This is a genomic window from Nitrospira sp. Nam74 (assembly GCF_965152615.1).
This window is the reverse complement of record NZ_OZ224220.1, coordinates 2,424,539-2,447,848: the sequence shown is the minus strand read 5'-3', so window position 1 is coordinate 2,447,848 and position 23,310 is coordinate 2,424,539. Positions and strand designations below refer to the sequence as shown.

Annotated in this window: 19 protein-coding genes and 1 pseudogene; 4 read left to right on the top strand and 16 right to left on the bottom strand. The window is 54.4% G+C overall.

All coding sequences use genetic code 11. From position 1 onward, the window contains the following. Window positions 1-168: 168 nt before the first annotated feature. From ACWHYZ_RS11540 to ACWHYZ_RS11470, 15 genes are all read right to left on the bottom strand, one after another. Complete coding sequence (locus ACWHYZ_RS11540) at window positions 169-1,386, bottom strand: ammonium transporter (protein WP_447987570.1); 1,218 nt, start codon at window positions 1,384-1,386, stop codon at window positions 169-171. A gap of 118 nt (window positions 1,387-1,504) precedes the next feature. After that, window positions 1,505-2,752: a sigma-54 interaction domain-containing protein gene (locus ACWHYZ_RS11535; RefSeq protein ID WP_447987392.1), complete on the bottom strand. Its 1,248-nt coding sequence runs from the start codon at window positions 2,750-2,752 to the stop codon at window positions 1,505-1,507. A 317-nt stretch (window positions 2,753-3,069) separates the two neighbouring features. Further along, window positions 3,070-4,479, bottom strand: coding sequence for a type I glutamate--ammonia ligase (glnA, locus tag ACWHYZ_RS11530; RefSeq protein ID WP_447987391.1), 1,410 nt, complete (start codon window positions 4,477-4,479; stop codon window positions 3,070-3,072). Between the two features lie 56 nt (window positions 4,480-4,535). After that, a complete protein-coding gene (glnD, locus tag ACWHYZ_RS11525) occupies window positions 4,536-7,229 on the bottom strand; it encodes a [protein-PII] uridylyltransferase (RefSeq protein WP_447987390.1) in 2,694 nt (897 codons plus the stop codon). Beyond that, window positions 7,226-7,564 (bottom strand): P-II family nitrogen regulator, encoded by a 339-nt coding sequence (locus tag ACWHYZ_RS11520; RefSeq protein WP_447987389.1) that lies wholly within the window; start codon window positions 7,562-7,564, stop codon window positions 7,226-7,228. Before ACWHYZ_RS11520 ends, glnD begins: the two co-directional genes overlap by 4 nt. A gap of 197 nt (window positions 7,565-7,761) precedes the next feature. Next, a complete protein-coding gene (locus tag ACWHYZ_RS11515; protein WP_447987388.1) occupies window positions 7,762-9,123 on the bottom strand; it encodes an ammonium transporter in 1,362 nt (453 codons plus the stop codon). Window positions 9,124-9,154: 31 nt separating this feature from the next. Beyond that, window positions 9,155-10,933, bottom strand: a complete 1,779-nt coding sequence (locus ACWHYZ_RS11510; RefSeq protein WP_447987387.1) for an NAD+ synthase — start codon at window positions 10,931-10,933, stop codon at window positions 9,155-9,157. Between the two features lie 348 nt (window positions 10,934-11,281). After that, a complete protein-coding gene (locus tag ACWHYZ_RS11505; protein WP_447987386.1) occupies window positions 11,282-12,535 on the bottom strand; it encodes a GAF domain-containing protein in 1,254 nt (417 codons plus the stop codon). A 69-nt stretch (window positions 12,536-12,604) separates the two neighbouring features. Beyond that, window positions 12,605-13,747, bottom strand: a complete 1,143-nt coding sequence (gene aroB, locus ACWHYZ_RS11500) for a 3-dehydroquinate synthase (protein ID WP_447987385.1) — start codon at window positions 13,745-13,747, stop codon at window positions 12,605-12,607. A 183-nt stretch (window positions 13,748-13,930) separates the two neighbouring features. Continuing rightward, window positions 13,931-16,264 (bottom strand): type IV pilus secretin PilQ, encoded by a 2,334-nt coding sequence (locus ACWHYZ_RS11495; protein ID WP_447987384.1) that lies wholly within the window; start codon window positions 16,262-16,264, stop codon window positions 13,931-13,933. Further along, complete coding sequence (locus ACWHYZ_RS11490; protein ID WP_447987383.1) at window positions 16,261-16,824, bottom strand: pilus assembly protein PilP; 564 nt, start codon at window positions 16,822-16,824, stop codon at window positions 16,261-16,263. Before ACWHYZ_RS11490 ends, ACWHYZ_RS11495 begins: the two co-directional genes overlap by 4 nt. Before the next feature lie 32 nt (window positions 16,825-16,856). Then, entirely contained in the window at window positions 16,857-17,489 is a 633-nt protein-coding gene (locus tag ACWHYZ_RS11485) for a type 4a pilus biogenesis protein PilO (protein WP_447987382.1), read from the bottom strand. Between the two features lies 1 nt (window position 17,490). Further along, window positions 17,491-18,042: a PilN domain-containing protein gene (locus tag ACWHYZ_RS11480; protein ID WP_447987381.1), complete on the bottom strand. Its 552-nt coding sequence runs from the start codon at window positions 18,040-18,042 to the stop codon at window positions 17,491-17,493. Then, the gene (gene pilM, locus ACWHYZ_RS11475; protein ID WP_447987380.1) at window positions 18,039-19,127 is read right to left on the bottom strand and encodes a type IV pilus assembly protein PilM; all 1,089 of its coding nucleotides are present in this window, start codon (window positions 19,125-19,127) and stop codon (window positions 18,039-18,041) included. The genes ACWHYZ_RS11480 and pilM overlap by 4 nt, the downstream gene beginning before the upstream one ends. A gap of 10 nt (window positions 19,128-19,137) precedes the next feature. Continuing rightward, a complete protein-coding gene (locus ACWHYZ_RS11470; protein WP_447987379.1) occupies window positions 19,138-19,344 on the bottom strand; it encodes a MerR family transcriptional regulator in 207 nt (68 codons plus the stop codon). A gap of 467 nt (window positions 19,345-19,811) precedes the next feature. On the opposite strand from ACWHYZ_RS11470, the gene ACWHYZ_RS11465 reads away from it, so the two are divergent. Continuing rightward, window positions 19,812-19,988 (top strand): type II toxin-antitoxin system prevent-host-death family antitoxin, encoded by a 177-nt coding sequence (locus ACWHYZ_RS11465; RefSeq protein ID WP_447987378.1) that lies wholly within the window; start codon window positions 19,812-19,814, stop codon window positions 19,986-19,988. Window positions 19,989-20,763: 775 nt separating this feature from the next. Beyond that, a pseudogene (locus ACWHYZ_RS11460) lies at window positions 20,764-20,948 on the top strand (GIY-YIG nuclease family protein); the annotation flags it as partial. 128 nt (window positions 20,949-21,076) lie between these two features. Here ACWHYZ_RS11460 and ACWHYZ_RS11455 read toward each other — a convergent pair. Further along, window positions 21,077-21,436, bottom strand: coding sequence for a hypothetical protein (locus tag ACWHYZ_RS11455; RefSeq protein WP_447987377.1), 360 nt, complete (start codon window positions 21,434-21,436; stop codon window positions 21,077-21,079). Between the two features lie 413 nt (window positions 21,437-21,849). On the opposite strand from ACWHYZ_RS11455, the gene ACWHYZ_RS11450 reads away from it, so the two are divergent. Together ACWHYZ_RS11450 and ACWHYZ_RS11445 are read left to right on the top strand one after the other, a co-directional pair. Beyond that, complete coding sequence (locus tag ACWHYZ_RS11450; RefSeq protein WP_447987376.1) at window positions 21,850-22,017, top strand: NmrA family NAD(P)-binding protein; 168 nt, start codon at window positions 21,850-21,852, stop codon at window positions 22,015-22,017. A gap of 477 nt (window positions 22,018-22,494) precedes the next feature. After that, window positions 22,495-22,920 carry a hypothetical protein gene (locus tag ACWHYZ_RS11445; RefSeq protein WP_447987375.1) on the top strand — a complete coding sequence of 142 codons (426 nt, stop codon included), beginning with the start codon at window positions 22,495-22,497 and terminating at the stop codon, window positions 22,918-22,920. Window positions 22,921-23,310: the final 390 nt, after the last annotated feature.

Here is a 23,310-nt window from a genome sequence, read left to right as displayed (position 1 = left end):
CGTTTTTCTTGTTTAGAGCGCGCCTAGGCTTTACTTTCAAGAAGACCTCGTGACGCTCAAAACGGCGATCTAGCGAATCCCGGGGTGAAACCAAACACCGAGGACCACTCGGGGCGGACGTCGAGGCATTTGGTGAGCCGAGAACGAAGCCAAGCGCCATTTTCCACATCACGAGTAGGCGCGCTCGTTGTGCTGGCTAAGATCCAATCCCATTCGTTCTTGCTCCGGAGACACGCGAAGACCCGGCCAGCGATCGAGCAGTTTGAGAATCCCGAACGTCACAGCCGCGGCAAACAGTCCGACGCTGAGCACTGCCATCAATTGCACACCGAGCAACATCGGATTGCCGAAGAACATGCCATCCGCGCCGGACGCATTAATCGCTTTCGACGCAAACAAACCCGTGGCGAGCACCCCAAATACGCCCCCGACTCCATGGATGCCGACGACATCCAGCGAATCATCATAGCCGTACTTCCCTTTGTACATAATGGCCGCGTAGGATAGTCCGCCGGCAAACAGGCCGATGACGAGGGCTGCGAAAGGACCGATATATCCGGCACCCGGTGTCACGGTGGCCAAGCCCGCCACCGCGCCGCTGGCGATGCCGAGCACGGTTGGTGTTCCGCGATGCATCCATTCGATGAGCACCCACATCAAAGCGGCAGAGGCAGCCGCCGTGTGGGTCGCGACAAAAGCCACGACTGCGGTCTGATTGGCCCCGAGCGCGCTGCCTGCGTTGAAACCGAACCATCCGAACCACAAGAGGCCCGTCCCCAACAACGTCAATGGGAGACTGTGCGGCGCCATATATTCCGTTCCATACCCATGGCGCTGTCCCAAGACATAGGCGCACACCAGCGCGCTCACCCCCGAACTAATATGCACGACCGCGCCTCCGGCGAAGTCCAATGCCCCGAGTTGCGCAAGCCAGCCGCCGCCCCACAGCCAATGGGCAATCGGGCAGTAGACCAATACAAACCAGAGCACCGCAAAGAGCACCAGCGCGCCGAATTTCATGCGTTCGGCAAAGGCTCCGGTAATGAGAGCAGGCGTGATGGCGGCAAACATGAGTTGAAACGCCATGAAGGCTTGGTGCGGTATCGTCGGCGCATAGGTCGCATGTGGAGTCAGGTCGACTCCTCGCAGGCCGAACCATTCCCAGCCACCAATCAGGCCGGCCTTATCCGGTGCAAAAACCAGACTGTACCCGAAGAGAATCCACAGGACACTCACAAGACAGAGAATCACAAAGCTTTGCATAATTGTCCCGAGTACGTTTTTACTCCGGACCAATCCGCCGTAAAAGAGTGCCAGGCCTGGCACGATCATCGCCAAGACAAGTGCTGACGACGTGAGCACCCACGCTGTATCGGCCGGGCTCAGGCTGTCCTCCGCCCGAGCCGCGGCAGCGACCGCGAGGATCGACCCAAGACCCAGCACGAGTGAGACATGCCTCCAAGCCCTCATCCGTCCACCCCCCTTTGTCGGTATCTGTAACAGGCTACCTGTCATCATCGCGGATGTCCTTGATGCCGTACTTCCTGATCTTGTACGCAACCTGCCGCGGTGTTAGTCCGAGCATGCGAGCCGTTCGAGCCTGAATCCATCCCGTCCGTTGTAATGCTTCCAGCAATCGGGTGCGCTCAATGTCCTGCAGACTCCTTCCGAACGCTCCTCCATGTGCATCCGGACCGACGCCCTTCATGGGTCCCGTCGTCGTCACCTGTTTCATATCGGAAAAATATCCGCGCAATGATGGGGGCACGGTGTCCAATGCGACCAATTCCCGCCCTGGGTCGGCCATCACGACCAGTCGCTCCATGCAGTTCTGTAACTCTCGTACATTGCCCGGCCAATGGTACCGGCCCATGAGCACAAGCAGATCGTTCCCCAACCGAATACGACGACGATTCTGCCGGTTCAACTGAGTGAGGAAGTGGTCAATCAACAATGGAATGTCGCCTTCACGCTCTCGCAGCGGCGGGAGGTCAATAGGCACCACATTGAGCCGGTAGTAGAGATCTTCGCGGAACGTACCGGCTGCCACCATGGCTTCCAAATCACGATGAGTGGCCGAGACGACGCGGACATCCACCGGCACGGAGCGGTTTCCTCCCACGCGTTCAACACATTTCTCTTGCAGCACCCGCAGCAACTTCACTTGCGTCGTAGCGGGAATGTCTCCGATCTCATCCAAAAACAGTGTCCCGCCCTCCGCCAATTCAAACTTCCCCTTGCGCTGTTCGTGCGCCCCGGTAAAGGCTCCGCGTTCATGGCCAAAGAGCTCACTTTCCAAGAGGGTGTCCGCCACGGCCGCGCAGTGCAGTGGAATGAACGGGCCGCCGGCTCGTGAACTTTCGAAATGGATCGCCCGAGCAACGAGTTCCTTGCCGGTTCCACTTTCGCCCCGGATCAGCACCATCGCATGGCTGTGTGCCACACGATGGATCGCTTCCTCGATTTGTCTCACAGCCGCACTCGTCCCGACCAACTGGATCCCCGCCGGCTTAGGCGTCGCGTCGGTGTGGGCCTCGGGGAACCGGTCTATCCGGTTGCTTGAGGAGTCAATCAGGCGTTCGTGATCCGCCGCCTCGATCATCCCTTGCAAGATCGCCATCCTAGCCCGAACAGAGCGACGCACGGCGTCGAGCCTGTCCTGTGGAGACGCAATCCGTTCAATCGAAGAGCGCAGCGCTTCCAGAAAGGCCTGCTCCTCACGGAGATGTTCTTTCAAGCGGTCTTTGATCATAGCCATCAAGGATTGAATTCACTGGACGACAATAAAAAGCGCCAGGACACTGCCTAATGATTGATGAGATCATCAAACAGGCCTGGCGCCATTGCCAACGAGCCGACTCCATCGTCGGGCTCTTTGATGCTGAGGAGCGAGTGTTGAGTGTTGACAGTTCCTCTCTTCTCGCTATAGAGAACAATGAAAGAGGCTCAAAATGGCGATCCAACGAGGGCGCAGGCGAAGCAAGAACCGCAGGCGTACCCTCTGGGGTATGTTGAGGATTCTTGCGAGACGAGAACGAAGTTGGGCGCCATTTTCAGCCTCCGACTACTCTACACGTCGTAGTAGAGGAAGAACTCATACGGATGCGGCCGGAGCCTCAACATGTCGACCTCACGGTTACGCTTATAGGACACCCACGCTTCGAGCAGTTCTTCGCTAAACACACCGCCCTTGAGCAAAAACTCGTGGTCCTTTTCAAGATTCTTGAGCGCGTCGTCCAGACTGCCCGGCATCGTCGGCACTTTCGCCGCTTCCTTGGGTTCCAGATCGTACAGATCCTTCTCCATCGGCTCACCCGGATCAATCTTGTTTTCGATCCCGTCCAAACCTGCCATGAGCATGGCCGAAAAGGCGAGATAGGGATTACAGGCCGGATCGGGGAAACGAACTTCGATCCGTTTTGCCCTCGGACTCGGCGAGTACATGGGAATCCGAATACCGGCGGAACGATTCCGGCTGGAGTAGGCTAAAAGGACCGGCGCTTCAAATCCCGGCGTCAAGCGCTTGTAGGAATTCGTCGTGGGATTGGTGAGCGCTGCCAATGCCGGCGCGTGCTTGAGAATTCCCCCAATATAGTACAGGCACATCTGGGAGATGCCGGCGTATTCTTTGCCGGCAAACAACGGCTTGCCGTCTTTCCAAATGCTCTGATGGGTATGCATGCCGGAGCCGTTATCGCCGAACAGGGGCTTCGGCATAAAGGTGACCGTCTTGTGATGGCGCGCGGCGACGTTCTTGACGATGTACTTGTACATCATCATTTTATCGGCCATCTTTACCATCGAATCAAAACGAAGATCGATTTCCGCCTGCCCGGCGGTCGCCACTTCATGATGATGTTTCTCGATGGGAATGCCGGCCCGCTGCATCTCAATGATCATTTCGCTACGGATATCCTGCTGCGTGTCCGTCGGGGCCACGGGGAAATAGCCTTCCTTGTGCCGGATCTTTCCGCCGAGGTTGACGCCTTCTTTCCCGGCGTTCCATACACCTTCGTCTGAATCGATGAAGTAATAGCCGCTGTGGCCATTCTGGTCGTACCGGGCCTGATCGAAGATAAAAAATTCCGCCTCAGGACCCCAGTAGGAAATGTCGCCGATCCGAGTGCCCTTGAGGTACTTTTCCGCCTTCTGGGCAATAAAGCGCGGATCGCGGTCATAGTTTTCACGTGTGATCGGATCGATCACATTGCAAACCAGGCTGAGGGTCGGGACATTGGTGAATGGATCGAGACAGGCCGTCATCGGATCGGGCACCGCCAGCATGTCGCTGTTATTGATGGCCCGCCAGCCGCGAATCGACGAGCCGTCCAGGCCGGATCCGTCCTTGAAGACGCCTTCGTTCAACTCCTCGATCGGGATGGAAAAATGCTGCCATGTTCCGATGAGGTCGATAAACTTGAGATCCACAATTTGGACCTTATTCTTCTTCGCATATTCCAGTACTTCCCGCGGATTCATGCTCTTCCTCCTTTCACAGCCCTGCTATTAGCCGTGCCCATGTTCACTCGTCCTCCTTACACTACTGTTTGCATCTTTAAACTATGATCGATCTCGTCTGTGATGCGAAGTCGAATGGCCTCCAGACGAGCCGGATCTTCGACTTTTCCACCCATCTGATCCGTCACATAAAACACGTCGGCAACTTGATCCAGCCGAGTTGAAATACGCGAGGCGTGCACCGACAATCCAAGTTGGAACATCGTATGAGTCATCACGTAGAGCAACCCTTGCCGGTCATCCGCAAACACATCGATAATCGTATACGCGTCCGACGTCTCATTATCGATGCGCACTTCAGTCGGCTGGCGATTAGCCGGCAGTTGCCGTGATGATGTGAGGCGTCCGCTTCGAGCCACAAGGCTTTCCACCGTCTCGGCGTTTTTCAGAACCTGCTCGATCGTCTCTGCAATGGACGCGGGTCGATCGGCGGGAGGCGCCCCGCGATAGTCCGGATCGGTGACATGGAACGTATCGACGACAATCCCGTCGGGCCGCGTCATGATTTGCGCATCCAGAATCTGTAGTCCCTTTGCCGCCATGACGCCCGCAATCTTCGAGAAAATTCCAGGAATCAGATCATTGAAGGTCACCACCGTATATTCGCTTGCCCCTAAGGTCTCATTGAAGTGCGAGACCACGCGAACTTGCCCGGGTTGCAATGTTCGGACGGCCGCTAGATGGACGGCAATACGGCTTGGCGGTGTGCCGAGCAGATACCGGAGGGGAAACAATCTCAATTGCGACTCGATCCAATCCGGTTCCACCGCGAGCGTGGCGAGCATGCGATCGTGCGACAAGTCCTTCGCAACCTGGTCAATCTGCTGCATTCCGCCTGCCTGCTCGCGCTCGCCCGAGACCTCGGGCAACGTTCTCAAGTACAGCTCCACAAGCAACGACTCTTTCCATTTGGTCAACACGCCCGGCCCCACCGCGGCAATATCTGCGGCTGTCAAGGCAAGCATCTTTCGAAGCACCTCCGGCGTGCCGATCTCGCGCGCGAAGCCCAGCATTACCTTGTCATCATACGGATCTCTTCGAAAGGCGGTATGGGCCATCAACAAGTGGCGATGGACGAGAAAGACGAGTGTCCTGGTTTCCTGATCGTCAAATCCCAAACGACGTGCAGTTTCTTCCGCAATCGCTCTCCCGACTTCGCTATGATCCTCTTCTCGTCCCTTTCCTAAGTCGTGGAGCAGAATCGCCAAGTGAAGCAGATCTTTCCGTCTGATCTCCCGATAGACTTCCCCCAAAATGGTCTGTTCCTGGGCTAACGCTTCGCATTTGGCGACTGCAAGCAAGCTGTGCTCGTCCACGGTGTACTTATGGTATTGATTGAATTGCATCAAGCCCCGAACAGTCGCGAAGACCGGGATAATTTTTTCCAACAAATGGGCCCGGTGCATCGCTTCCAATGCCTCGGCGATCGACCCCGGTCCGGACAGAAGCCGCAGAAATATCGCGCTCACCTCCGGTCGCCGAAATGCATCGTCCGACAACGTGTCGAGGTGGCGATGAATATCTTCCAACAAGGTCATATCGATCTTCAGGCGCTGCACACTCGCTAATTCAAACAATCTGAGCAACAATTCCGGATTGCTGAGCACACGGCGACGCACCTCGACCGGGACCGTCAATTCGTGTCCGGACACCAGAAAATACCCGTCGATCTTCGGACTCGGCCACAGCTTGGCCACTCGGTCCCAGAGCGAAACACCTCGGCATTGATCGATAAAACGCACGGAGATTTCATGCAGTCCCATCGTATGGCGATAGTACTGTTGCATGAACTGCTCGACGGCGAGAAGATGCGGCCGATCCTCGAACCCTAAGAGTTTGGCCAACCACACCTGTTCATCGAAGGAAAGAATTTCCTGCGCCATGCCCGCATGCACATGCAGGAGTGCGCGAACGCGCCACAAAAATTCTCGTGCATCGACCAGAGCGCCATAATCCTGCCGGGAGAGAATGCCTTTATCCGTCAGATCCTGGATTGTGGCCGCCTGATACTTGACCATGCCGACCCACTGAAGCACGTGCAGATCGCGCAAACCGCCTTTGCTCTTTTTGACGTTCGGCTCGAGCAGATACACCGTTTCGCCGAATTTTTGGTACTCCCGGCGGCGCTCGTCGATTTTCTTCTCAATATAGCTTTCGACCCCGCGCGCCATGATCCGCCCCACAAACCGGCGTTGAAACTGTTGAAACAGTTCGGCGCTTCCAGCCAAGTATCGTGCTTCCATCATGGACGTCTTGATCGAAAGATCTGTCGGAGCCAATTCGAGACAATCCCGGATCATGCGAACACTATGGCCTACTTGAAAACCAAGGTCCCAGAGATGGTGTAAGACCTCACGCGATAAGACCGCGGCGGCATCACCGGCTTCGGACTCAAAGAGAAACATGAGATCGATATCCGAATAGGGAGCCAGTTCCCGACGGCCGTATCCGCCAAGCGCCACGAGGCAACAGTGCCGCGATCCGGCCAGCGCGAGGTCTTCTTCTCCCTGTCGTACCGCATTCCTGTACCGACCAATGACGAGCCCATCCACCAATTCCGAAAATGCGCCGACGACCTCGGATCCTGAGGCGCCTTCGAGCAATCGCTGATGGATGGCGCGACGTTGATCTGCGAGCCGTGCTCCGGCCGCTGCCACGTCCGCCGCGCTCGGGACACCGAACGCGTCCCGTCCTGAGGACACTGTACTCACAGAGCCGTTTCCCCCGTTTCACCCGTTCGAATACGAACCGCGGTACCCAAATCACGCACGAAGATCTTTCCATCCCCGATGCTGCCGGTTTTTGCCGTGCGCGTAATCGTTTCAATCACCTTGGGCACCTGATTATCGGTCACCGCCACTTCAATCTTGACCTTCGGCACGAATTCAATGGTGTATTCGGTCCCTCGGTACGTTTCCTTGTGGCCTTTCTGACGCCCGAATCCTTTGACTTCCGTGACGGTCATGCCTTGCACACCGATTTCCAGCAAGGCGTCTTTCACTTCATCCAGCTTAAAAGGCTTAATAATCGCTTCGACAAGTTTCATTGACTTCTCCAAAGCACTAGGTTCATTGCTCCCTCGCGATGCTCAAAACAGGTCATCCATTACAGCCACTCTACCTCACCGCATCAAGATGGCGCGGTTCATGAGCAAAACCCCAGGCGGGACGAAATCGAAGCCGTACCTCTGGGCGCGTTGAGGGTCTTTTCGAGCCGAGGAAACAGTTGGAGCGTTTTTCAGCATCATGAATATGCGCGTTCATTGTGTTGAGTCAGATCCAGCCCTACGGCTTCGTCTTCCGGTGAAACACGGAGACCCGTCATGCCGTCCACCAATTTCAAAATCCCATAGGTCCCGACGAAAGAAAATAGGGAAGCGGCCAAGACGGCGACGACTTGCGCACCAAACTGAGCGGGGTTTCCAAAGAAGAGTCCGTTCATTCCTGCGGGATTGATCGACGTCGACGCTAAGAGACCGGTACCCAACATGCCTACAATGCCGCCGACGCCGTGCATCCCGACCACATCAAGCGCGTCATCATAGCCGATCTTCCCCTTCCAGACAATGGCGTAGTAGCACAGAATCCCTGCCGCGGCCCCGATCAAGACGGCTCCTCCCCACCCCACATACCCGGATGCCGGAGTAATGGCGGCCAGTCCCGCCACGACCCCACTGGCGACACCCAAAGCCGTAGCTTTTCCACGATGTGCCCATTCCACCGTCATCCAACTGAGCCCCGCCGTCGCCGCCGCAATATGGGTGGACAAGACGGCCGAGACCGCGACGGCGTTGGCCCCGCGCGCGCTACCGCCGTTCATTCCAAACCATCCGAACCACAAAAGTCCTGCGCCCAGTAAGGTTAAGGGCAAGTTGTGCGGGGCCATATAATCTGTGCCATAGCCGCGGCGACGGCCCAATACCACCGCGCAAGCCAAAGCTCCGAACCCGGAACTGAGATGAATGACCGTGCCGCCGGCAAAATCGAGTGCGCCCATCTTTCCTAACCAGCCTCCGCCCCAGATCCAATGCGCCAGCGGACAATAAATAAAGACGACCCAGAGCGCGGAAAACAGCACGAGAGCACTGAATTTGAGTCGCTCGGCAAACGCTCCGGCAATGAGCGCCGACGCCACCGCGGCCAGCAAGAGCTGAAAAATCATGAAGGCTTGATGCGGAACCGTCTGGCCGTATATGGCTGACGGCTGGCTGCCGACGCCGCTGAGCATGGTCCAATTTAATCCACCGATCACTCCCCCAATATCGGGCGCAAAGGCCAGGCTATACCCGAACACGACCCAGATCAGACTCACCAAACAGAGTACGATAAAACTGTAAATAATCGTCCCCAACACATTTTTCTTTCGGACGAGACCTCCGTAGAACAGCGCCAGACCCGGCACGACCATGGCGAGAACCATCGCCGACGATGCCAGCATCCACGCGGTATCCCCCGTATCGACTCGCGGCAAGAGCGAAGCGGAACGCGCGGATGGTCCTGTGTCAAACGACGAGGCCGTGGTATTGCTTTGTGCCCACCCGAGAGCATGCGATACACAGACCTGGACCAGGATTACCAGCACAACGAGTGCGGATCGTGTCGTCATCTCTGCCCTCCGTTGATCGGAACCAACAGCTTCATCGTCGGTTGCTCCGGTATCCATTGGTGATCGGCATCCGCCGGTCTTTCCCGAATGCACGATGGGTGATTTTGATTCCGATCGGCGCCTGGCGTCGTTTATATTCACTACGATCTACCAGACCGATCACCTGCGCCACGGTCTTGGGATCAAAACCCATGGCCACAATGTCGTCCGGCGCTCGGTCTTCCTCAACATAGGCTTTCAAAATGGGGTCAAGGACATCATAGGGCGGCAAGGTATCCTGGTCAGTTTGATTCGGCTTCAATTCAGCGGTCGGAGGCCGATCCAGGATTCGTTGGGGAATGACCGGTTTGGGTCCCATGCCATTACGAAGCACCGACAACTGGTAGACCATCGTCTTGGGAACATCTTTGATGACTGCAAACCCGCCTGCCATATCGCCGTAAAGCGTGGCATACCCCACGCTCATTTCACTCTTATTGCCGGTGGTCAACACCAGGTGTCCAAACTTGTTGGACACGGCCATGAGCAAATTGCCACGAATCCTGGCCTGAAGATTTTCTTCAGTGATGTCCGGCCGACGGCCTTTGAAGATGTCTGCCATAGCGGTCAAGTAGGACTGGAACATCCGCGTTATCGAAACTGTCTTCACCTGCATGCCCAGGAGGCGCGCCAAGTCCGCCACGTCTTCATGACTGGCTCGTGAGGTATAAGGGGACGGGAGAAATAGTCCCAGGACGTTTTCAGCTCCGAGTGCATCGACGGCGATGACGGCGGTCAGAGCCGAATCGATCCCTCCACTGAGACCGATGACCACGCGTGTGAATCCATTTTTCGCCACATAATCATGAACCCCCATGACCAAGGCTTGATACACCTCCGTTAACGGGTCCGGTGTCGGCACGCTCTTCCGAATGTAGCGGGACCGGCTTTTCGGCGTATAAGACTTCGAAATGACCACGCGATCGACCACAGCCGAAGCTTTCACCGTGGAGGATGGCTTTCGCGTGAGCGGCGGTCGAGCTAGGGTATTCATACCCAGGTCAGCGATCAACAGATCTTCCTGAAAGGCCTTGCCTCTCATCGTGACGTCGCCGTCCTGACTCACAATCACACTATTTCCGTCAAACACCAGTTCATCCTGACCACCGACCATGTTGGTATAGGTCACGATGACGCCGTTCGTCTTCGCGCGCGTGGACAGCATCTCCTCGCGTATCCGACTTTTCCCGACGTGAAAGGGAGACGCATTGATATTGACGATTAATTCCGCACCGGCTGCCGCCTGCACCTTCGTTGGTCCCTTGGGCAGCCAGATATCTTCACAAATATTGACCCCGACACAGGTCCCATTGATGAGGACCAAGGGCACACGATGGCCGGAACGAAAATAGCGGCTCTCATCGAACACCCCATAATTCGGCAAAAACCATTTGCAATACGTCGTCAGTAATCGCTGATCGGCGACGATGGCGGCAGCGTTGAACAGGTCGTAGCCTCCGGCCGATACCACCATTGGATGCTCCACTCTTTCTTTAGAATGCTCACCCTTTGCCACATAGCCGATAACCGCCGCCATGTTCTTACAATGACGGATCACTTCTGCTAACGCTCGACGGTTATCGTCCAGAAATTGTGGCTTCAGTAATAAATCCTCCGGTGGATATCCCGTGATGGCCAATTCCGGAAAAGCGACGAGATCGGCCTTCGCCTTCTGCGCCTCGCGCATCCACGCCAGAATTTGCCGGACGTTTCCCTCGACGTCACCCACCGTCGGATTCATCTGGACCATCGCAATCCGAAATAGCCGCATAGCGTCTGATGTTGAGTTAAAGGTTCAGCCGAGTAATTTATAGCATGCTCAAAAAGGCTGCCAACGCGGCCGTAGGGCATTTGGACACAGAGGCGTACAGTGTAAGTACGTTGAGGTGTCCAAACGCCCGAGAACAAAGTTGGAACCCTTCTTCAGCATGATGGCAAAAAAAAACGTCCTTTGCGCGTAAAAGCAAAGGACGTCATTGTCCTGCACAGTGAACGTCGTCGTTATCCAGGCTCTGCCGAGACGGCATTGTCTCGCAGATCGTGGAATTGTTGTAGCATCTGGGAATTAGCGTGTCAAATGATTTTACCCTTACGAAGGTGACACCATTACCTTCGTGTCTCACGACACTCGTTCGTTGATTTCTCCCGCCAATAAAATCGCCTCGGCAATCTCTCTCATTGACTTCCTCAGATCCATGCTCTGTCTCTGAAGAAAGCGGAAGGCCTCTTCTTCGGTGAGCCTCTTCGTCTTCATGAGATACCCTTTGGCTTGCTCAACGAGTTTGCGTACGGCAAGGGCCTCCTGCATCTCGAATGATTTTTCAATGAGCGTCGCATGCTCGATCGCGATTGCGGCTTGGTTGGCGATGGCTTGCATCAATTTCACTTCTTCAGTCGTGAACCGATAGGGCATGGACGTGTAGCTGTTGATGACGCCGACGATTTTTTCACGAATCATCATGGGAACCGACAACAGCGAACAGAGTCCTTCTTTCTTCGCAATATCCGGATACATGTAATTGCGCTCGCGGGTGACGTCCGGCACGATTATGGGACGCCGTTCTTGCACCACCCGTCCGCTGATGCTTTGGCCCACTTTCAGATTAGGCTTCAAACGATACTGTTCACTGAGGCTCTGTGTCGCCACAATACGGAGTTCGCCGGTCCCATGGTCGAACAACATGATGGAACAAATTTTAGACTGCATCATCTGCGCCGTCATGGTCACCATAAGGTGCATGACATCTTCAATGACCCGATTCGACACGACTGTTTCGGACACTTGTGACAGTGTCTCGAGTTGGCGCGCTTTACGCGCCATCTCATCATACAGCCTCGCATTCTCGATGGCCCCGCCGACCTGATTGGCAATGGTCGTCAATAATGCCAGTTCATCAGGCCGATAGCGATGGAGACGCTTGTGTTGGACATTAATGACTCCGACGACTTCCTTCTTGGCCATGATCGGCACGGACAGGAAGGCTTGATAGCGGTCTTCAGGGAGATTGTGAAAAAACTTAAAGCGCGGGTCATCGCTCGCATTACTGGAAATGACGACTCGCGTCCGTTCTCGCGCGACCCATCCCGTAATACCTTCTCCGAGACCGATAGTGATGCGTCCGATCAGCTTAGGGTGCGGATTTTTCGACGCGCGTAGAATCAATTCTTCCCGGCTGTCCGAGAGAAGATAGAGCAAGCACGCATCGCCTTTCGTGACGTCGGTGACGATCTCAACAATATGAGACAGCACGGCCTCAAGATCGAGGGTGCTGTTGATCGAGTCACTGATCTTATGGAGGACTTCGACTTCACGGGTTTTTTCTCGAAGCGCCCGTTCGACAGTCGTGTGCGATGAGCGAGGTTGTGCTTTCATCAGTATGATCCAGTCAACTCCTGCTCAGCGTCGCACAGCCTCTAGGTGCGTCGTGTTTGTCCCGCATAATCACATCGTTCTAGGTCGATTCAGAAACCATGTCTTGCAATCGGGTCGCTCCAATGGCGCAATTCGCACCTGTCCAATGCGTTCCGGGAACACTGAATGGACACGCCCTTGAGCGACTTTCTTATCATGCTGCATGGCAGTCCAAAGTTCAGTGAAGGTGATTTTCGGAAGGGAATCAGGCAACCCTGCCCGACGAATCACATCTCGTTGACGAATCACCAAATCCTGATTGCACAGACCAAGATAGTGTGAAAGCGACGCTTCCTGGACCATTCCAATGGCGACCGCCTCTCCGTGAATCAGCGTTTTGTATTTACCCAATGACTCGAGCGCGTGTCCGATCGTATGTCCATAGTTCAAAATTCTCCGCCGGTCGGACTCCCGTTCATCCTCCATCACGACCGCCGCTTTGATTTGACACGACTGAGTGACGATGTGCCGAATAGGCTCCTCTTTCATTTTCAAGAGCGAACCCATATGTTGTTCCAAATACATAAAGAATGGCTCGTCGGCAATCACGCCGTATTTGATGACCTCGGCCAGCCCGCCGAGCCACTCACGCGGCGGCAACGTCTTTAAGGTCCCGATATCGCTCAAGACGAGTCTCGGCTGATAAAACGAGCCGATTAGATTCTTGCCAAGCGGATGATTCACCCCGGTCTTTCCGCCCACACTGGAGTCCACTTGCGCCACCAGTGTCGTCGGAACTTGAATAAACGGAATGCCACGAAGATAGATGGAGGCGGCAAACCCGGTCAGATCACCAATGACGCCCCCGCCTAATGCCACGAGGGCAGAGGTGCGCTCGAAGCGTGCTTTGACGAGTTCATCCAAAACCCGGGTCACCCACCGCAAGGTCTTCGTCCGCTCGCCGGCGGGGACGACAATGAGATGTCCATCAAGACCCGCAGATTTAATCGCGCGCATCGCACGCGACCCATACAACTTCCCGACGGCGGCGTCCGTAACGACGCCTACTTTACCGCTGTGGCCTAACGCTTGAAGTCGCCGGCCTAGACTATCGAGGAGGCCGACGCCCACGACAATATCGTAAGTGCGGTCTGCCAGGGACACCTTAACAGAAGATTCAACGATGGCCATATAGATAGGATGCCAAGACCCATAGCATTCGTCGCGTCGCATTCCACCAAGGATGCGCACAAAGGATACATGTCAGAATGGGCAGGATGGTATCACAGAGGCAGGGAAACTAAAAGGCTTTCACGTAGTGTCGTGAGGACGGATGTGTGTTGTAGGCTCCCGAGGCTGCCCTTGCTGAGGCTTCAGAGCGACGGACCAGGGACAGGGCATTCTTCTCGTGTGGCATTATATTGTCTTCACGATCGACGGCGTCAGGAAAATCAGGAGCTCCTGTTTCGACACACTCTCCGTCTTGTTTTTGAAGAGCCATCCAAGCACAGGGATGCGCGAGAGATAGGGCAATCCGGCGACCGTGTTCGTTTGCGTATCGACAAAGATGCCGCCAATGACCATCGTCTCCCCGTCAACGACCAAGACTTGAGTGGTTGCTTCGCGCTTGTCGATACTGGGGCCCGCGGGATTGCTTCGCGCGCCGACGGCATTGCGGGTAGCTCGAATTTTTAACAGGACCTGCTTGTTCGGTTCTTTTGGATCCCGAGAGGTGATCTGAGGGGTGACTTGTAATTCCAAGTTGGCATCGACAAACGTCGTCTGTGTTCCCTGTAGCGACGTGGTCTGGAATGGAATCGATTCACCTTGTGAGATCTTCGCTTCACGTTTATCCAAGGTGGTGATCTTCGGCGCGGCGATGACCTTTGTCAAACCAAGTAATTCACCCGCCGACAGCCGAAGATCTAGCGAGAATCCATCGCGTGATCCGATCTTGCCGAAGGTAAACCCCGCACCAGGCACGGACGTCAGACCGGTTACCGCCGCCGGAAGATTGACGAGAAACGAGCGAGTAATCGTTCCTTTGGTATCCAATTGCTGCTCTGAAAATCCTCCGGTCGGATTTCCGAAAAAGCTCGTACCCGCGCCGTTATTCGAAGTTGCCGTATTAGAAATACCCCATTGCACGCCGAGGGATCGCGAATAGGAGGTATCCGCTTGGACGATGCGCGCTTCGATCTGAACCTGAGGCACTTGTAAATCTAAACTTCGCACGAGTTCGGCAAAGGCCACGACCTGGGACTCCGTATCACGGACCACTAGCGCATTGCTGGCTTGATTGACCTGCATGAGCCCCCGCGGACTGATATATTGCCGGAGGGTGGTCTGGAGTTCCTGAGCGGCAATATTCTGAACATAGATGACCCGAGTCACTAAATCTTCGGCCTTCGTTTTCGATTCCTTGGCTCGGGCCTCTTCATCTTGTTGCTTGGCAATATTCGCAAGGCTATCGATCCAGACAATATTGCCTTCGCGAATCATGCCGAGATTGTTCATCTTCAACAACATGTCAAGCGCCTGATCCCAAGGCACACCCACCAACTTCATCGTGACTTTTGATTTAACGCCCTCACCCACCACAATATTGAATCCACTGACTTCCGCAATCAGTCGCAGCACGTTCGTGATATCGGCCATTTGAAAGTCGAGCGAGATTCTGCGCCCGGCGTACCGGCGTTGTCCGATGTCTTCGGAATCAAGGTCTTTGCCTGATCGCGGCTCCGGTGCCAATTGCGCTAACGAGGGACGCGCATGAATCATTGCCAGTCGTTCCGGAAATGGGACCGACCCCGCTGACGCCGTTCGGACAACGGCAGGGGGCGTCCGTGTCTTGTCGCCACTGGGGTGCTCAGACAAGTGATCCAATGTTTTCGAGACTGATTGATCGGGGTCCTTCTGGAGCGTCAGGTGGACGGCCAGCTGATTGTGTTCCGGCTTGATGGAATAGGCGGTCTGACTGGATAAATCAAATACCACACGAACTTTTTTGGCATGCTGGCCGATCCGGACTTGCCGGATCGAAGGATGATTGACAGCCATCACCCGGCTATGAAGCGACGAGGTGACGTTCGCCAGATCGAGAACCAGCCGGTCACCACTCGACCGCTTCGCTTCATACGTGACCTCGCCATCGGCCACGATGAGGATCGTCGCGGCGGTCTCACTCTTTTGGATGTCTATTCGTGTCAACGTTTTCGCCGGCAATCCCTCAGTGATCTTTCCTGAAACTGCAGGAGCGTCCGCAGCGTCCATGCCGGCATTCGAGGGATCTGCACCCTGTTGAGGAGCAGCCGGTTCCGATACCTGGCTTTTGGGGAAATCAATGAACAGCCGTGTCCCTTCAGCGTGGATCTCCGGTTCTATGGCAGCGGCAAGGGCAAAGACCAACTGCACGCCGGCTTTCGGCGTCGACACGTCTTGCGCCGTCAACTCGAGCACGGATCCCTTGTTGATGACCAGGCGTTCAGGCTGGCTCCCACGCGAAAACCCGGGCAAATCGACGGTCACGCGAGCAGGGCTGTCACTGCTTGACAGAGAGTAGGTCATGGGGCGTCCGCCCTCCACTTCTATGCGAAGTCGGTCGCTAAGTTCGGTGACACCGACACGATCGAGCGACATGTTGGGCGACTCGACTCCGGCAGCGGGAGAGGGCCGGTGCATACAAGACACCAGCCCCTGAAAGACCATCATCGTGCACAGTGACAACGACACTATCGATTTGGCATTCATTCTGCGCCCTCTTTCGCATGCAGGAGTTTGACGTATTCCCGCACTTGTTTATTGCCATACACATCGGTGAACCGCTCTTGAACCACAATGGCATTTTCCGTGATTGAGCTGACAGCGCCTCCGTTGGGTCCGACGCGTGTTCCTTGCCGCACCGTATAGCCTTTTCCGTCCGGCGCCTGCACCATCGCACTGTATCCAAACCCTCCCCAAACAATGCCGATCAAGTTCAGCTCCGTCAGTGAAAGCTGTTGGAGCGGCGGCAAATTCTGATTTTCTTCGCCCATCTTCGGATCTTTGAGCACAAGGGCGAAGGGGTCCCGTCTTCCGGACGGATTATAAGAATACTCCCCGCGCACAGGCGGCTGGGAGGCGCCGGATACATTGCTTGTCGGCGCCTGTCCTTCCGGCGTTGGAAGGGAAGACGGACCAACAGATAGAGGCGGTGTCGGCTGGCCGGAAGGCGGCTGGGCAGAAACCTCCTGGGCCATCGCGAGCGCCATCACCATCATCATCCCAGTCCACGTGCCATACAACCACCCACTTCCGTCAGGCATCGGCATTTCCTTCCTCTTCGACCTTGCGTTCGTGACGTTTATTTGAGGGCAGTGGCCACGGGTTTGAAGTCATTCGTCGACGCTTTGACGTCCGGCGGCGCCACAAAGGCTGTTAACTCGAATAGCGTCTGTATCACCACGTGGTCGTGTTCGACCTTCGAGGAGCCCATGCGGAGGTCCGACACGTTGATGATCCGAGGGAGTTTCTTGATCCGATCGAAGAATACGGCTGCCGTATGGTAGCCGCCTGAGACCTCCACGCTTACCGGCATTCTGACGAATAACTTCGATGAATCTTCCGCCTGATTGCCAGGTTTCCAGAGCTTGATATCCAGACCCAGTCGTACGCCGAGGTCGGATAATTGCTTCAGCAGCATGACGGCTTCTTCCTCGGGGGGCAGGAGTTCCTTTTTCTTTTCGAGTTCCTTTTCCAACTCCTTATTGGCCGCCACAAGTTCGTCGAGGTGCTGTACTTTGATGGATGTCGCTTGGATTTCTGCATCAAGGTTGCCAATATTGGCCTGAAGCGCCGCAATGACATCGAATTTTGGCGTGATGATGTAATAGTAGAACAGCCCGCTGATTCCGCCCGCCAGCACGGCAAGGAGCGTCAGCTTTTTCCTCATGGGAATCTTTCGTAACGCTTCCAGATCGACCTTTGGCAGTTCCACATTACACCTTCAAAGTCATATTCAGTTTAAATTGATAGACGTTCAATTTCGCCTCGGTCCCCGACTTGGATTCCAGCAGCCGGATATTCGAGAAATAGTCGACACTGCGCAAGTTGTTGACAAATTCCACGACGTCATCATTCGTCAAGGCCTTTCCTTCCAGCTCGACATTGCCCCCTTTGACGGTCAGCCGGACCAGCCAGATATTGAGTGGTTCAAGGCTATGGCTCACATGGTCCAGTACTTGGACGGGCCCCGCTCGTGATTTCTCCAATTCATCAATGACGCGGTTCTTGTCCTCCAAGAGCTTTTTGGTACGTTCGAAATCCTGAACTTGTTTGACCTTGTCCTTGAGCAGGGCCAGTTCTTTTTCTTTTCCTTGCTTTTCGACCTGCTTATCGGCGATCTCAGTCTCCAGAGTTTCCCCATAAACCATCCAGCCGCCGATGGTGAGGATCAGGAAACTCACGCCACTGATAAGCTCCACGCGGACGTCCCACTGTTTCTTAACAGCCTTCGCCCGTGGGGTTGAAAGCAGGTTGATGCGTATCATCGGTCACCAACCGTTCTCATGGCCAGCCCGATACCGACAGCCGCCATTGGCGCAAGATCAGAAAGCGAGTCGTCATCGATCCCGGCTGCCGACACATCGATGTTGAGAAACGGATTCGCGAGTTCCACGGGAAGTCCCATCCGCTCGCTCAATTGATCGGCCAGCCCACTGACCTTGGCGCATCCACCGGACAACACGAGTTTTCTGAGGTCGCCCCCTGTCACCGTCGTCTTGAAATAATCAATTGATTTGGCAATTTCCGAAGACACTTCCGCATTCACTCCATCCAGCACGGCCGCAACTGCTGCTGCATTCGTATCGGTGACACGGTGGCTTTTCTTAATCGACTCGGCTTCTTCAAATGTGACCCCCAGTTCGCGTTGAATCGCCTCAGAATACCCGCTCCCGCCGACAGCGATATCACGTATGAACAAGGAGTCGCCATCTTTCAGAATATTAATGTTCATGACACTCGCGCCGATATTCACCAATCCCACCACGTCGCCATCATTGGTCTCGTAGTTCACGCCATACATGTTCTCAATCGCAAATGCATCGACGTCCAGCACTGTCGGGACCAGGCCGGCGCCCCGCACTACCTCCGTCATCTCATTGACTTTGTCTTTTTTAGCCGCGACCAGTAGCAGCGACATTTGCGCTTGCCCCTCATCCGATTGATCGGAAGGCTTGAGTACGTGAAAATCCAAATTCACTTCATTGATGTCAAATGGGATGTACTGCTCCGCGGCAATCTTTACCTCGGTCTCCAGCTCATCATCAGCCATGGATGGTAAGCTGATTTTCTTAACGATCACCGAATGTCCTGAAACCGAGATCGCGACATGCTTCAGCTTGATGTTGGTTTCGCTGAGCAGCTCTTTAATGGCCATCACTACACGTCCGGCATCCATGACCGTTCCATCGACAATCACCTCTGGCTCCAACGGCTTGATGCCGAATTTTTGCAGAAAATATTTCCCGTTGACCTCTTTCATCTGCACCACTTTGATGGCGCTCGATCCGATGTCGAGACCCAGCAGCTGTTTATTTCTCCGAAGCATGGAACCGAAGTCTAACCACTTCATACACGTCCTTTTAATCCGTGGAAGTCTTAGTTCGAATGATCTCCGTGATTTCCTTAATATTCTGCCCCGTGTAGATTCTCCAATTGCGCCAATCTCTCGGCGGTCCCGAAATCAGGCCCTCTCGTTCCCACCGGAACAGAGTTGCTCGCGACACGTTAAAAAGCTTACAGACTTCGTACGTTTTATAGCGCTTCCGCACGTCTTCAAAAGTCTTCATGTTATGGCTATGTAAGTTATTGATATTTATGATTATTATAGACTACGACTAAGTATAGTCAATATATCTGTCCTGTCAAGTTACGGAGCCAAAACCGAGTTCGGAACAATTATTAGACTCGAAGAAAGGAAAACTATTTCCACTTCGGAAACGAAAATGCTTACATGAAGTCAGAGTTGAGGACTAAGACCACGTACTCGTTTACTTTTTTTATGTTTCTGGCTCCGCTACTTTAGTTACGCCGGTATGGTTACTATAAGTGACCGTTTATTGGATGATAAGGACGAGGTGGCGAAATAGCTTAAACGGCCAGCTGTGCCTTGAAGAACAGGCCCATGCACGCACCTTCGCGGAGGGCAAAGTTATACTTAAAGTTGCCGTCCAGGTGATAGATGGCGGTATTGGCACTTCGAACACGCGCCTGGCGAGTGGGCTCGGTTGGATACGCTACGAAGGGAACAGCAATAATGCCGATCAAGCCCATTTCCGGTCTGAAGAACAAGATTTGGGAATTTTCACAGGTCATCCATAGGAGCGAAGAACCTGTCTTCATTACAAAGAATGAGGACATGGTGGTGATGTCTATGGCGCAATACGATCATCTTCAAAGCAAATTGAAGTTGTATGAAAAGTTGGCGCAGTGAAATGTAAAGTTGAAGGTCGGGAGACGAGTTGATCCTTAAGGAAAGTGATGAAACTTTTCGAAAGAGAACTGATAACTCCAAATTAAACACCCTATCAGATGTTCAGCATCGTGTTAAGACAAACAAAAGAGCGCCCGTTATTCGACCAATCCTAGAGCACAAGAAGTATAGTCTGGAAGACTTGGTCAGCAAAATCACCAAACACAATCGGCATGAAGCGACAGACTGGTCGCCCGTGGGAAAAGAGGAACTGTGAAAGAGTGTATTGCCGAGAACACTTCAACTGGAGAGAGAGCGCTTGCTGACAACATCATGACGAGTTTCGGCAGTGCATCCGGTATGTTGGAGTTCATAGACGGTTGCCTTCGCGATACGAGGGAAATGTGCCACTGATAATGAATGAAAGCCTGCTGTTGAGGATGATCACCCGCACCAATCGTAACGTGGCAGTGCACTTTTCTGAGATTTGTCGTCCTTTTCATTAAGAGGTGCACCATTGGATGGGTTGGTAGTTCTGGGGCTCGGATCCCATTGCTCGGGCAGTCTTGCTGTCCGCTGCATGGTCAGGATCGCGCGGGCCGAGCTACTCACCAGGCAGGCGATGCTGGGAGATCCACAGCAGCTCCAAAACTCGCCTTTCTGCCTGCGTCGCTCCATTTTCGGGAAAACTTATGGCGCCCCTTGATTCGGTATCGCTCGTGGGGACTCCGTTCAACACTCCGACTGATCTACGCCATAAGGAGCGCCCCAACAAGACCTTAGAAATTCAAGTTGAATATTTGATCCGGTAAGGCTTGATATCGAGATCAAGGATCGTTTGGGAAAACCCGTTGTGCCGCGCGAATGGTTCCTCGTGCCGCTGTTTGTGATGGACGAGGCTGTTAGCGAATCAAGGACGGAACGATTACAGGCTACCAATACGCCCCCTGGACAGCATCGCTGAAGAGTGCGGTCAGATAGAAGGCCTACATTACCTGCAGCTATCCGTGTCTTTAGGGATCAAAACTGTCTTTCCTAACCGTCTCCCAGACTGAAGATCAGATCGCTGACGACATCCTGACCGTCTCGGCTGATGCTAGGGCTCCATCCTAGGCACAACCCACCCGCTTTCCGGAGACGATGATGCCTTTGGGGTCAGCAAGAAAAAAGAGCTGACACGTCTCGGACCGCGTGAACGGCAAGAGCCCGTACTCATCGGCCTGCCCCGGCATCCGATCGATCGTCATATCCCAGACCAGTTCGGTCAATCGGTCTGTCTCGGCAGGCACAGGATGCACGTTGGGTGGACCAAGCTCATAAAACAAGGCTTCTTTCGGTTTGCCGATCCACCGCGCAATGACTTCATCCCAGGACTGATACGGCCCCTGCACACCAGACGACGGACCCGTTGCACAACCCGGCATGGTCGAAATCAGGCTTAGGAGGAACATCGGCAATAGACGTAGCACAGCTCTCATATTGAAACAACATCGACGCCAGGAACAACATGTAATAGGCCACGCAAAATATTGAGCGAACCCGAAGACGATTCTTTGTCCTTGAGTTGGTTCCTTGTAGGGGCTCATACCCCTGATGCAGTAACGCTGCCGCAATCAACCACTATCATGATCAACTAGAGCATTGGGGTCCCAAAAAACAAGAGTCATCAGTTCGTCGCTACTCGGAAACCAACTGTTATTTGAATGCCTGGCGAGCTCTCTGACATCGCATACACACAATACCTTAGTGACTCGATGTTCGAAGGAATTCTGAATGGGTGCCTGTACTCGAGGCGGTTGTCCTTTCATCTCGGATAGTGATTAGTTGGTAGAAGAAGGCGGTATCACTGCAAGGGAGGGTTGGTTCCTTACGGAGGTGTGACATGGCAACACAGAAGAAGATCATTTTGGTGACGAGCCACGGGAAAAGAGGCGGTGCAGTGGCCAATGCCTTATTGCGCCAGGGCCAAAAAATACGAGTGGCGACTCGACGTCCTGAGAAGGCAGCCGCGTTCAGGAATGCCGGCGCGGAAGTTGTCAAGGGTATCTGACCTCTGCCACCGACTTGCAGACTACGCTGTGCGGGCTTTATGGGGGTATTCGCCATGACGTTATCTCGCAGCCCCGTGGACCAAAGTGACGAACGTCTGTGCACATGGTGTTGAGCCGACAGAGGGTGTTTCGCTTTTCTTATGGGTCTGGGAGGAAGACACCAAGCAAGACCGTCACCCTGTGTGATGCCGCAGGGGAATTATGGGACATCGACGACTACTTGTCCATGCGAAGTCCAGCATAGAACACAGACTGGCGAGGTATGAGATGATCGGAGCGTGGCACACGTCCAGATGTAGTCTGACTCAGAGCGAGGTCTACCAAGGTACGGCGCGCAACGGATTCAAGATTGACGTATGATGGCCCTCAGAAAGAAAACGCGGTCCCAAACAGCGAGACCCCGTTTGCAGCATTTCGGAACAATCGTGGCATTATGGTGGGGAAGGAACCCGTACGGAGGATGTGATGGTCAGAGTGTGGAAGAATTACTGCCTGTGAGAAGCAAGGATGTATTCATTCCTGCAGTGGTCGTCAGCCTGATGGCTCTGGGAGCCGGCTGTGGACTCTTCCTTGATCAGGAAGTGATCTTCTTGCAACGCGCACAAGATCATGCGACGCAACGGGAGGTTCGCGAACGTCTGGGTCCTCCGCTCTGGACCGCCACGCCTCGGCCGGGGGAAACGGTCTTTGTGTATCAGATCACGCAACGGGAGAAGGGCGGTAATAATATTTTCGACATCACCGGGTTCTGGTGCGATGAATATGTGCTGACCTTCGACCAAGAAGGGATCTTGCGGCATTGGAGGCACAAATCTAAGAAGCACCGGGACCCGCCCACATCGGCTAACTGTGTGAGCAATGGTTTCGCACCTGAAGGAACGGTCAGGGTAGGCACATGGTAACGTTCTGTTCATCCCCATGCCGTCGTGAGTTTGTTCCACAAGTGATGACGAACTGGTCCTCAAACGCTCATAAGATATTTCGTGACCTTGCAGCTTTGAGACAAGCATTGGCGAGAACCTGCACATTGGCCCGGTATAGCACCACGGGCGGAGTGCCGGCCATGCGCGGCCTGGTAGCGTTGTGTGATACAACGAGAAACCATGCAGGAAGGAAGAATTTTACTGAGAGCGATGGCACATCCGGACGAAGACATGTTCATAGCCGGAACGACGGTTTGGGTCCGCAGCGACCAGTTATGCCTTATCCGTCGGCGTAGCCAGCCACAGGTGTCACTTGGCGGAGAAGCCTATCTGCTGCCGACTCATGGTAAGCGGTTGCGCTGATCCTGA